Source organism: Agreia sp. (assembly GCF_964263775.1).
Classification (GTDB): Bacteria; Actinomycetota; Actinomycetes; order Actinomycetales; family Microbacteriaceae; genus Agreia.
The window spans coordinates 1-12,538 of the sequence record NZ_CAXVWM010000186.1; the positions used below are offsets into that span (position 1 = coordinate 1).

Here is a 12,538-nt window from a genome sequence, read left to right on the forward strand (position 1 = left end):
GAAGGTCTGGGGCGACGGCGACGGCGAGGGCGTGCGCCAGCGCGCTGCCGAAGAGCTGAAGAAGACGGCCATCGCGGCGCGCAAACTCGGCGTCGACACGGTCGTGGGATTCACCGGATCGAGCATCTGGCAGTACGTGGCGATGTTCCCACCCGTGGGCCAAGACGTCATCGACGCGGGCTACCAGGACTTCGCCGACCGCTGGAACCCCATTCTCGACGTGTTCGACTCCGAGGGCGTGCGCTTCGCTCACGAGGTGCACCCGTCGGAGATCGCCTACGACTACTGGTCGACCGTGCGCGCGCTCGAGGCCATCGACCACCGAAAGTCGTTCGGGCTCAACTGGGATCCGAGCCACATGGTCTGGCAGGGAATCAACCCGGTCGAGTTCATCGTCGAATTCGCCGAGCTGATCTACCACGTCGACTGCAAGGACACTCGCATGCGCAACGCCAACTCGGGGCGCGCGGGCATCCTGGGCTCGCACCTGCCGTGGGCCGACCCGCGCCGCGGTTGGGACTTCGTGTCGACCGGGCACGGCGACGTTCCCTGGGAGGATGCGTTCCGTGCTTTGGAGCACATCGGCTACACCGGCCCCATCTCGGTGGAGTGGGAGGACGCAGGCATGGATCGCCTGCGCGGGGCCCCCGAAGCCCTCGCCTTCGTGCGCTCGCTGCTCTGGGAGGCGCCCACGGCATCCTTCGACGCCGCGTTCTCGAAGAAGGTCGACTAGCCTGCCCGCCCGTTCGCGGATGAGGAAAAACTTCGATCCGTCGGCGCGTCGTGCCTGTCTGACGCGGCGAGTCGCAGAAATTTCCTCATCCGCGAATGCAGAGGGATTGTCGGTTACGACGCGGGGACGGTCGCTCCCGTGAACTCCGACGGCTGGATGATGACCCAGCCCGGTCCGTGGAACGCGTACTGGAACGCTTCGCCCGATCCACGCCCGATGAACGCGCCCGCCGTCAGCGACGTCTTCACTGTCGGCTGCAGGTTCGCGCTCCACGCGACCGTGGCGTTGATGTCGGTGAACGTGGGCTGATGCGAGCAGTCGAGGATCATCGGTGTGCCCTGCGTGGCAACGGCCATGTGCCCGTGTCCGTGCACGGTCGTGTTCCAGAAGCCGCCGGCGAGCATGCTCGCACCCTTGAGCCGCGTGAGCTCGTAGCCGAGGTCGGCCTGGAAAGCGAGCAGGGACGTTCCGTTGATCGTGATTCCCTCGCCCTCGAGCTGAATGAGGTGGATGTTCGCCCGGTGATGCGCGAAGAACACGTCGCCGTGGCCGTATACGCGCATCAACGGCTGGTCGTCACTCGAGACCATCTTGCGCAACAGGGCACCGGCATCCCGCGCCCCTTCGTGCTTGAACTCGACGTTGCCCTGATACGCGACCATCGCGCCCTTGCGGGTGATGATGTCGCGCCCCGGGCTGACTCGGGAGCGCAGCATGTACGGGTTCTGCAGGGCCATGAGAGCGTCGGATTCGACCTCGTTGTTCTCTTGGCTGAATAGCGTTGAGCGCATGGGGAGTGTCCTTTTCGTGCAGCGGGCGGGGGTGGGTGGCACCAGCCTACGGGCGGCGACGGGCAGGCGGCAGGCCGCAGCTACGCGTCGCCCAGCAGCATCGCCGCCGCGTCGAGCATGTCGAGCATGCGCTGGCGCATGTGTCCGATGTGCTCCTTAACGGCGGGTTCAATGGCGGCGTAGTCCTTCGTGATCATCGCATCGGCCAGCACCTGGTGTTCCGTCGAGCACGCCTCGAGCCGGTGCTGCAGCGTGGCCGCGCGCAACCAGAATCGCTGGATACGGCGCCGCGTCTCCTTCACCGTGTCGGCCACGAGCTGGTTGCCCGCAATGCCGTTCACCAGGCGGTGAAACGCCAGATCGGCCTCCGACCACGAGTCGCGGTCGTCGCGGTGAGCCGCGTGCGTCATGCCTTCGACCGACAGGCGCAGGCGTTGGATGTCGTCGTGCGTCAGCTTCTCGGCGGCCTTTCTGCAAATGTAGGTGTCGAGCACCTCGAGCAGGTCGCAGGCGTCGTTGACCTCGGTCTTCGTGAGCTGCGAGACCGTGAAGCGCGCGTTGTCGGTGCGCTTGACGAGCCCCTCTTTCTCGAGGCGCTGCAGTGCCTCGCGCACCGGAGTGCGCGAGATGCCCAATTGGTTCGCGATGCGGTTCTCTGAGAGCGGCGCGCCCGAGCGAAGACGGAAGCCCGTTATCTCGGAGAGGAGGAATTCGTAGGCGTCGTTGACCCGTGAACCCGCCTCGATCGTCGTGATCGCCATCGATGACCCCCTTACTCCCCTAAGAATATGCTCCCTTTGGTGTCGATACGGCCGCGGGTGGCCTACTCGACCCCGCAACGATCACAACACTCGGTCGATGAACTCGCGGTTGTGAACCGTCACCGGAACCTTTTGCAGTTCGAGGATGCCCCGGGCCACGTGCTCCGACAATCGACGGAACGCCTCGTGCCCCTTCTCGGCGGTGGCGCGCATCGGGTTACCGATGATTCCGTTCTCGACGAACTCGTGGTGGTCCATCGGAAAGCTGAAGTACTGGTAGCCCTCGAACTCGGCGTCGGGCATCCCGTCGTCTTTCGAGAATGCCTTGGGCAGGAAGGCGGGGATGTGCGCGCGGGTGTCGACGGCCCTCTCCATGCGCACGAGGTCCTCGTTCCACGCCAGGTCTTGAGACGTCTCGAGTTCGGACGAGTGCCAGCCGGGTGTCTCCTCGGGCGGGTTCTCCATGAGCCCCTTCAGGATGCCCTCGTACCTCTCCATGTAGGGCTTCACGAACGAGATCAGCGCGCCCGTCTCGTAGCGCAGCTTGCGCAGCACGGGGTCGACGACCTTGATGTTCGACCCGTGACCGTTGATGAAGATGATGCGGTTGAACCCGTGATGAATGAGGCTGCGTGCGATGTCGTTCATCAGCGCGAGCAGTGTCGACGAGCGAACCGTGATCGTGCCGCGGCCCTCGCCCACCCCGTACATGTGCTGCGGCGAGTAGCCGGTCCAGATGGGCGGTGTGTGCAGCACTCCGATCTCTTCCGAGATGCGCTCCGAGATCTCGACCGCGGTGATGGTGTCGGTGAACAGCGGCAGGTGCGGCCCGTGCTGCTCGGTGGATGCGATGGGCACGAGCACGGTGTCCTTCGTCTTCAGGTACTCGCCGATGTCGACGTATGAGAGGTGCGCCAGGTTCCACGAGCGGAACATCTCGCGGAACTCCTCATCGCCCTCGGTCAGTCTGTTGATGATGCGTTCGTTCTTCAGGGATTCGTTCTTCACGGGTTCGCTCATGCGAGTGCCTCCTTGGGGCGGGTCGAGTCGAGGATGGTGCAGAACAGCCCGGCGACGTAGCGCCCGAGCTCGGGGTCGTTGATGTGCAGGTCGAGGGTCTCGACGGGAATGTCGGGCCGGATGTTCGCCCGCACCTCCTCGAGAAAAGCGGCGTCGGCCGCGGGGTTCCAGAACGGCCCGTCGGGCGTCGACGGGATCGACAGCCCCCGCGTCGGAACGACGATGCGCACCTGCCCGGTGGCCGCATTCAGCCGTTCGGCGAAGATGCGCCCGATCTGCCGCATCTCGTCGATCGGGGTGCGCACGAGGGAGTACTCGGGGTTGTGGTCGTAGATCGGCCGGCCGGCGAGCGCTTCAGGGATCTGCCCCGCCGCGAAGACCGAGAAGTCGATGCAGCCCGGCACGACCACCTGCGGCAGGCCGAGTTCGCCCACTACCCGCAGGCGGTTCGGCCCGCCGTCGTGGATGCCCCCGGTCAGCGGGTCGGTGATCTCGTTCGTCGTGTAGTCGATGACCCCCACGAACTGCCCGGCCGCGGCGAGCTCCTCCATGGCGGGCCCGCCGACTCCGTTCGAGTGGAACACCACAGTCTCGTAGCCGAGCTCCGCGAGGCGCGCCTTCATCGCCTCCACGGCGTGCGTGGTGTTGCCCAGCATGGTGGTCGCCACATAGCGGGTCTCGCCCGACGGCGGGCCGAGCGGATGGCCGGCGCGCAGCATCCCGAGCATGGCGGCGGCGACGTTGTCGAACACCGTCGTCGAGATGGGGTTAAGCCCCAGGATGTCGACGATCGAGTGCACGACCATCACGTCTTTCGTGCCCACATAGGGCGCGAACTCGTGGTGACCGGATGCCGTGGGCGCGACCACCATCTTTGGCACCCCGACGGGCAGTATCTGAATCGCGGCGGCCCCCATGACCGAACCCACTCCCCCGACACTGATGCCGCCGACGACCTCGCCGTGGGCGAATTTCTCGCGCACGAGCTCGGTCACGAGGGTGCGCATGATCTCGACGGCGCGGCCCCGGGTTCCCGCGTGCTGCAGTTCGTCGAGGGTCATGCCCCCACGACGAGCGAGTTCGCCGTGTGAAATGTCGGGGGTGATGCCCACGGGCTCGCCGAGGATGCCGGAGTCGATCACGAACGTGTCGACCCCGAGGGAGTTGAGGCGGTCGCGCAGGTACGCGACCTCCGGCCCCTTGGTGTCGAGCGTCGCGATGAGAACGACAGCACCCATGACGGGCTCCCTCCTGAAACGAGACGGAACGGCGAGCTACTTCGTGATGAGCGGCAGCAGCGTCTCGCTGTTCACCTTGACCAGCCAGTCGTAGTACTCCTCGGTGAGGATCGACGATCCGTGGTCGATGATGAACTTCAGCTGGTCGGGGTCGATGTCGAGACCGTCGAAGTTCGTCTCGAGCGCGTTGGGGTACTTGTTCGCCGGGGTGCGATCGACGGGGGCCACGAACTCCGCAGTGAGGGCTCCGTCGTAGCCGATCCCCTCGAGCGTCGAGACGACCCTCTGCCAGTCGTAATCCCCGTAGCCTGCGGGCATCCGGTTGTTCTCGGCGACGTGGAAGTCGACGAGTTTCGGGCCGACGAGCTGGATGGCGTCCCAGAGATTCGCCTCCTCGATGTTGATGTGGAACGCATCGAGCACCACACCCAGGTTCGGGCCGACGGCGTCGCACAACGCGAGAGCCTGCTCGGCGCGGGTGATGAGGTACGACTCGAAGCGGTTGAGCGGCTCGATGCCGACGCGCACACCCTTGGCCTCGGCGACCTCATAAATCTCCTTCACTCCGTCGACCAGCCAGCCCCATTCGTTCTCGGGCGTGGAGTCGGGCGTGATCTTGCCCACCTCCCCGGGAACGAGCGTGAGGATCTGCCCGTCGAGGTCGGACACGAGCTGTATGCAGTCCTTCACGTACTGCACGCTCGACGCGCGCACGCCTTCGTCACCCGACTGCATGTTGCGGCCGCCCACCATGAGCGTCACCGATCCCCAGCAGTCGAGGCCGTAGTGGTCGAGCAGCCCGCGCACGTGTTTGGGGTCGTACTTCTCGGGCTCCCCCGAGATCTCGATGCTCTTGTAGCCGTATTTCGCGAGTCGGGCGATCGTGGTCTCGATCGGTTCCGATCGCATCCAGTTGTGCATGGACAGATGCATGACTCTCTCCTTTGAGAATTGCGGTGATGGGGTGTATTCGGTTGCCGGGGTCGTTCGAGATGCCGGATGCCGCGGGCGCGGCTACCAACGCGAGTTGCGGGGCGGCCCGAAGCCGAGTTTGCCGGGGTTCATGATGCCGTCGGGATCCCAGGCGTCTTTGAGGGCACGCATGAGCTCGAAACCCGTGCCGTGCTGCAGCCGCATGAAACGGCCCAGTTTCATGCCGACGCCGTGGTGGTCATTGAGCACGCCCCCCGCTGAGATTCCCTCACGGATTCCAACATCCCACAGCCGGTCGTGCAGCGCCATGGCTTCGGCCGGGTCGGTGGGCGGCTCGTCGACGTAGAAGCGGTCGTAGATCATGGCACCCCAGTCGTACCAGTGCGAGAGGTGGGCGGTGTAGCGGGCGCCGTAGTCGGCGAACTGCTCTTCGATCGCCTTCTTCTTGGCCCGGTAGATGGCGGGCAGGTCATGGAAGCGGGCGACGGTGTCGAAGGTTCCGTAGAGCAGCGGCGGCTGGGGCAGCTTGCCCTTGGCATACGGCTCGTACTTGCCGTCCCACCAGATGCGGCCCACGTCGGGGCCGAGCGAGGTGCCGCCGGCCTTCTCGGCCTGGGCGGTGATGGCGCGCATCTCGTAGTCGACGAGTTCCTGGTCGCCGTCGCACATGATCACCATGAGGGTGCCGGCGAAGGGGGTGCCGACCCAGTCCTGGAGCTTCTTCGAGTCGGCCTCGTCGTAGAGCCGGATGACCGCGGGACGCAGCCTTGCGGTCATGATGCGGCGACCGGCATCCATGCCCGCGAAGATGTCGGGAAAGCTGAACGAGAGGAACCCGCGCGCCGCCGGCAGCGGATCTATGCGGAGGCTGGCCTCGGTGATAACGCCGAGGGTTCCTTCGCTGCCGACGAAGGTCTGCAGCAGGTCGGAGCCCGCCGCGTGGCTCGGAACGTTGAGCGTCTTGACCACGGTTCCGGGGGCGACGACCGCCTCGACCTGGAGCACCTGGTCTTCGGCCTTGCCGTACTTGGTGCTGACGACTCCCGAACCGCGGGCCGCGATGAAGCCGCCGATCGTGGCACCGAGGTGATAGCTGCCCGGGTAGTGCGCGAGGGTGAGGCCCTTCTCGTTGAGTGCCGCCTCGAGGGTGGGCCCGTCTATGCCGGCGCCGGTCGTCACGACCAGGCTCTCCTCATCGATCTCGACGATGGTGTTCAGGCGGGTGAGGTCGAGCGCGATTCCGCCGTAGGGGGCGAACGTGCCGCCCTGGGTGCCGGAGCCGCCACCGCGCGGGACAACGGGGATGCGGTAATCGGATGCGAGTCGCACGACCGCCTGCACGTCTGCCGTAGTTCCCGGACGCACCACGAAGTCGGCGGCCGGAACCGCCAGGTCGCGGTACTGCAGGTACTTGCTCATCCACGACCAGTCGGCGGCCTGCTCCTGCGTCTCGGCTGTGTCGATCGACACGTTCTCGGCGCCGACGGCCATCTGCAACTCGCGCAGCACGTGCCCCCGCAGAAACGAGGAGCCGCTCACGAATGTGGTGTCAACGCTGCTGCCCGGGTCAGAATTCCCCACGGAGACTCCCTTGTGTCGTGTGGACGGTTCGTATCACGGTCCGCGGTCGATATCGAGCCTGTATCCGAACCTGTATACAAGCAAGAACACTATGTGGTGTTTGGGTGGGTGTCAACAGACTCCTGAGGGAACACGATCGCCCCCGAGCGCGTCAGGCGGCTCGGGGGCGAGAATGTGCGGTTCTCGATCAGCGGGCGGCACTTCTGCGTCGGCGCGCGATCACCAGGGTGACGCCGAAGGCGAGGAGGAGTCCTCCCAGCGCGCCTGCGGTCCAGCCCGCAGCACCGTCGTATCCCGTGCGTGCCAGGTCGCCCTTCGCCGCGGAACCACCCGGAGTGGACGACCCAGCGGAGGGTGCAGCCGACTGCGATGGGGCCGGCGCGGGATCGGTCGGCTGCGTCGGCGTGCCCGGACCGGTCGGGTCAGTCGGGTCAGTCGGGTCGGTCGGATCGGTCGGATCGGTCGGATCGGTCGGATCGGTCGGGGCCACCAGGCCATCCAGAGCCTTCTGCAGCCCCTCGACCGCGGCCACGTACGTCTCGTACGACGCGCCCTCCTCGACGGCTCGCGCCGCCTCGAGTGCTGCGGTCAGCGCCGCGACCGTCTCGGGCGAGTAGGGAGTCGTGTCGACCGCCTCCGCTTTCAAGATGAGCACCGGCAGCTGCCTCACCACCTTCCACACGAGCTGCGCGGTCGCGGCCTCGAGGGTGCGAAGCGCGGCGTCGACGTCGTGCTGAGTGGCGTCGGGAGCCGAAGCGACGCGCGTCGCCTCGTCGAACACGGTGCGGAACACCGCGAAGTCGATCGCGATGTAGCGATCCTCCTGCTCTACGAACCCCTGCGCATCGCTGATGGCGGCACGCAGCGCGGTGAAGTCCACGGCTGGCGTCTCGCCGTCGACGGGGGCGAACTCGAACCAGTCGAGGTTGGAGACGTACTGGTACGACTGGCCCGCGACGGGGTCGGAGTGCATGACCACGACGAGGGTGTGGTTTCCGGAGACCGGCCGCGCGAGGTCGACCGTCGTGGTCACGTAGTTGCCCCAGCCTCCGGTCTTCGGCAGTGCGACTTGGGCGACCTTGTTCGCCTCGGTCGGCTCGTCGAGGTAGAACTCGAGGCGCGGGTTGGCACCGACCCGGTCATCGCGGGTGGACGTGCGTACCGTGAGCGTGCCGAGTTCGGCGGGGCCGAAAGCCACGTTTCCATACGTCAGTCGCCCGCCGTCATACGTGCCGCCGACGTTGCCCGAGGGGCTCGTGCCCTCGGCGACAAGGGATCCGCCGCTCGACGCAGTGAAGCCCTCGGCCTCGACTCGCACCGGCAGTGCCGCGACGACTTCGGATGCCTTCAGCAGCGTGACCCGGTCGATGGCGATGGTGCCCGGGTCGAGTCGCAGGCTGAGCGTGGGGTCCCAGCTCGCGAGTTGCTCCGCCGTCAACGCGCTCAGCGCGCTCGAGCGGATCTTGCGCCACGAGCCGTCCTCCTCGATCCACGACGTGATCACGCCTGCCGAGACGACAGTCGCGAAGCGGTCGCCCGGGGTGAACTCGACGCCCGTCAGGCTGCCGATGCCGAGATCCTTGCCCTGCCTGTCGACGACCAGGTCTAAGCCACTCTCGGAGCGGGAGTTGTTGAACCAGCTGTGCGCCCTGTTGGTGGGCCCGTCGGTCAGCCCGATGAACAGGCTGTCCTCTGCCGCCGACGTTTCGGCGAAACTCTTCGGCTCGACGACCAGGGCGAAGTCCCCGCCGCCACTCACAGGAAGCGCGATGTGGCTCCACCGGCGCCCGTCGGCGGATGCGTTCAGCACGCCCGCCGCGGTATCGACCGACACGGCAGCCGACGGTTCGGTCGAGTCGCCGAAGACCGAGTATTCCGATAGCCGGTCCGTCGAGAAGTCGTCGTCGAACGCGACCTCGTCGTACACGACGCCGTCGAGACGCACGTCGCCCGACGTATCGGCGATCCTCAATCCCTTGGCAGCCCGCGTCAAGCTGTCGTATGCCGAATGCAGACTCTCGTCCAACGCATCGGCGTCGGCGAGAACGGCCTCGGCCGCATCCCGCGCCGAGCTGAACGTCGCGAACGACGTCGCCGTGTACCCGCCCGTGACGACCAGATTCGCCTCCTCGACCAGAGCGGTGAGCTTCGCCCGCCACTGCTGGTCGACGGCGATCGTGAAGGTGCCGAGGCCCGAGATGCCGTCGCCGCTCAGGTCGCTGGCGCGCCCTCCGGTGAGAGCCGCGTCTGTGAACGCGAGGGCGAATTCGGCGCGCTGGAGGTCGCCGAGCGATCCGGTCAACCGCAGCTCGACTGTGGCGTCACCGCTCTTCACTGCCTTCGCGCTGACGCCCGCGGGCAGTCCGGGCAGCGTCAGCGCGCCGTCGGCCACGAGGTCGCGACCGGTCGGGCCGGCGAAGGTCGCGCCGGCCAGCGTCAACGCGACCGTCGTGTCGACCGCGCCATCCGGGGATGCCGTCAGCCTCGTGCTCACCGCGTGCAGCGTGGCCCCGTCGAACGTGACCTTGAACGCGAACTCGCGCGTTCCCGCCGACGGCTTCTTGCTGAAGGCCGAATCGGCGATGCTCAGCGCCAGGTCGTCGATGCTGTCGCTGCTGCCATTCTTCGCCGCCGCGCCCGCGAGCGACAGCGAGACGCTGCGATCGCCGGTGCGCTTCGCCACGAGGGTCAGACCGGCGGGCACGTTCGCCGCCGTGATCGCCCCCGTCGCCGCGAGGTCATCGCCGTTTTTACCGGCGAATGTGCCGTTGGCGATCGTCAGGGCGATGTCATTGCCGACCGAGCCGTCTCCCGCATCCGCCTCGGTGAACTCGCGCGAGGCCACGGCGACCGCGCTGCTGCGGTCGTAGACCGAGCTCGGCACGAGGTCGCTCAGCGACGACGACGCAACTCCATCGGCCGCCCAGTCGGATGCCGTGTCGCCCATGTCGAAGGCGAGCTCGCCTCCCGCGGTGAGCTGGTCGTACGTGACCCAGGTGCGATCGAAGTTCTGCCCGTTGAGGGATGCGGACTGGATGTAATAGTCGTCGGGCGAGACGCCGTTCGCGCTGATGTCGAACGTGCGGCCGGATTCGTAGTTGATGCGCACGTTCTCGAAGAACGGGGTGCCGATCTGGTACTCGTTCGATCCGGCCTGAACCGGGTACAGGCCGAGCGCTGCCGCCACGAACGTGGCAGACATGGCGCCGGTGTCGTTGTCTTGCGTGGCGAGGAAGCCCTGCGAAGAGTTCTTGTACACCTTGGTCTTGATCGGCGGACGGAACTCTCCTCCGCCCGACGGGTACTCGCCCGTGGAGCCGGTGGCGATGTAGCGGTTCCACGTCTCTTTGCTATAGAGGTTGCGCACCCATTTCTGCGTCTTCGACGGCGCACCGACGTAGTTGAAGAGGTAAGGCACCTGCAGGTCGGTCTCGTTCGCGCTCGAGAACAGCATGCGCGATCCGTCGTTCGGCGCCTGCTCTCCGAACATGTAGCTGAGCGCAGAGAGAGTCTCGTCCTTGCCCCCCATCAGGTCGATCATTCCACCGAGGTCGCTCGCGACGGTCCAGTTGTACTGCCAGAGCGTGCCCTGGTAGACGTTGCCCGCCTCGAAGGACTCCGGATTCGCGTTCAGCCAATTGCCGTTCGCGTCTTTCGGAAACACCAGGCCGAGCGAGCTGCCGTCAGCGACGGCCACGGCGTTCTGCTTGTACAGGTTGGTCCAGTTCGTGGCGCGCAGGCGGAACGCGTTCGCCTCGTCGGTCTTGCCGAGCGCGTCGGCTATGGTCGCCAACGCGGTGTCGTCGTACGCCGTGCCGAGGGTGTCGTCTACTTCGTTCGCGATGTATCCGCGCGTGACGTTGTCGGGGTTGCCGTAGCCTCCGGCCGACTGCGATACGAGCGCCGGCCAGGCGTTCTCGAGGCCGCTCAGGTTCGCGCCCTTGGCGACCGCGTCTGCGACCACGATGGCAGCACGCTCGAAACGCACGGTCGGCACGGAGTGCACGGCGCCGGAGAGTGAGCTCTTGCCGCTCTTTGCGAAAGAGCCGTACAGGTCGACGAGCGACTGCGCCTGGTCGCGGAATACCTCGGGGTAGCCGATGGCGAGGATCTCGAACTTGCGGAAATCGTCCCAGGTGCCCCACCCGTCGTAGTGCGTGTAGCCGTCGGCCGGGTAGATCTCGCCGTCGAGGCCGCGATAGGTGCCGCTCGTGCTCGTGGCGTTCACCGGCTGGCCGAACATGCGGTACAGGTGCGTGTAGAACAGTTTCTGCAGGTCGCCGTCGGGATCGCTCGTCGCCGAAGCGGTGACGGCGAGTCGTCCGAGGATCTCGTTCCAGTCGGCCTTCGTGTCTGCCCGAACCTGCTCGAACGTGCGGTCGCCCATCTCGCCGGCGAGGTCGACTCTCGCCTGCGCCGCGCTGATCGGAGAGATCGCGACCTCGAGGCCGATCTGCTCGCCGGGCTCGACGTCGAAGTCGAGAATGGCCCCGAGGTTGGTGCCATCCTGATGCGACGCGGTGCCGAGCGATCCGGATGCGCCCCACGTGCGCACATCCTTCGCCGCGGCGGTGGTCTCGACGTAGTAGTACATCAGGTAGTCGTAGCCGTTGAAGTGCCCGCCGAACTCGCCCGACAGCCCGACTCGACCGTCGTCGAGCTTCGTCACGTCGATGGATGCGCCGGTGCGGCGAGTGAAATTGTTTCGCAGGTCGACGACGAGCGACGCCGTGCCGGCCTGCGGGAACGTGAAGCGATCTTGGCCCGTGCGCACGTCGGTGGTCGCCTCGGCCAGGATCGGGCCCTGGCCTGTCGCCAGCTCCACGCCGTAGTAGCCGGGTTCGGCGTCTTCTTCATCGTGGCTGTAGTTCTTGGCATACGACGACGATGACGGAACGCCCATGTAGCTGGTGTAGGTCGGAACGACGAGCAGGTCGCCGCCGCCGCCGGATCCGCCGACGCCATCGAGGTTGGAGTGCGTGAAGCCGGCGATCTGGTCTTCGGCGTAGTCGTAGCCGCTGTGCGAGCGACCCGGGGTGGTCATCGGGTTGATCTTGACGATCGAGCTGGGGGCCTCGGCGCCCGGCAGGTCCTGGCCGAAGTCGTCCTCGGTCGAGACGAAGTTGTTGACGAACTCGGTGAAGTCGGTGGCGGCGGCACGGGGTGCAGCGGGCTCAGCGGCGTTCGCGGCCGTGGGCGCAAGTCCAGCCCCGAGGACCGCGGCGAGCAGCGCACCGGTGACGAGGCGAATCGAACGGGATGACGTGGACATGCGTGGTGGGTTCTCCAAGGCTGGTGTGGTGCAGGGCTGTGCAAGGGCGGGGCTGTGTTGGGCAGGGCAGGGCGGGGCGGGCGATGTCTGGCAGGGCAGCGCGAAACAGGATGTCGCGGCAAGAGTCGTGGGGGGGGGGCGGGGGGGCGCGCCCCCCCCACCCCACAAAAAATCGCTGGGGGAGTCCCAGGCGGCGGGCGGAACACCAC

At 66.6% G+C, this 12,538-nt stretch carries 8 protein-coding genes; 1 reads left to right on the forward strand and 7 read right to left on the reverse strand.

Annotation, left to right across the window (positions count from 1 at the left end; translation table 11 throughout):
- The coding region (locus ACE5CZ_RS13490) for a sugar phosphate isomerase/epimerase family protein (protein WP_374947849.1) at window positions 1–733 on the forward strand (733 nt) is incomplete at its 5' end.
- A gap of 113 nt (window positions 734–846) precedes the next feature.
- Here the strand turns inward: ACE5CZ_RS13490 and ACE5CZ_RS13495 are convergent.
- From ACE5CZ_RS13495 to ACE5CZ_RS13525, 7 genes are all read right to left on the reverse strand, one after another.
- A complete protein-coding gene (locus tag ACE5CZ_RS13495) occupies window positions 847–1,524 on the reverse strand; it encodes an AIM24 family protein (RefSeq protein WP_374947850.1) in 678 nt (225 codons plus the stop codon).
- An 80-nt stretch (window positions 1,525–1,604) separates the two neighbouring features.
- A complete protein-coding gene (locus ACE5CZ_RS13500; protein WP_374947851.1) occupies window positions 1,605–2,285 on the reverse strand; it encodes a GntR family transcriptional regulator in 681 nt (226 codons plus the stop codon).
- An 81-nt stretch (window positions 2,286–2,366) separates the two neighbouring features.
- Window positions 2,367–3,305, reverse strand: a complete 939-nt coding sequence (locus ACE5CZ_RS13505) for a creatininase family protein (protein ID WP_374947852.1) — start codon at window positions 3,303–3,305, stop codon at window positions 2,367–2,369.
- Window positions 3,302–4,543, reverse strand: a complete 1,242-nt coding sequence (locus ACE5CZ_RS13510; RefSeq protein WP_374947853.1) for a Tm-1-like ATP-binding domain-containing protein — start codon at window positions 4,541–4,543, stop codon at window positions 3,302–3,304. The genes ACE5CZ_RS13505 and ACE5CZ_RS13510 overlap by 4 nt, the downstream gene beginning before the upstream one ends.
- 36 nt (window positions 4,544–4,579) lie before the next feature.
- Complete coding sequence (locus tag ACE5CZ_RS13515) at window positions 4,580–5,476, reverse strand: sugar phosphate isomerase/epimerase family protein (protein ID WP_374947854.1); 897 nt, start codon at window positions 5,474–5,476, stop codon at window positions 4,580–4,582.
- Window positions 5,477–5,557: 81 nt separating this feature from the next.
- Window positions 5,558–7,015 carry an FAD-binding oxidoreductase gene (locus ACE5CZ_RS13520; protein ID WP_374947855.1) on the reverse strand — a complete coding sequence of 486 codons (1,458 nt, stop codon included), beginning with the start codon at window positions 7,013–7,015 and terminating at the stop codon, window positions 5,558–5,560.
- A gap of 229 nt (window positions 7,016–7,244) precedes the next feature.
- The gene (locus ACE5CZ_RS13525) at window positions 7,245–12,329 is read right to left on the reverse strand and encodes a glycoside hydrolase domain-containing protein (protein WP_374947856.1); all 5,085 of its coding nucleotides are present in this window, start codon (window positions 12,327–12,329) and stop codon (window positions 7,245–7,247) included.
- Window positions 12,330–12,538: the final 209 nt, after the last annotated feature.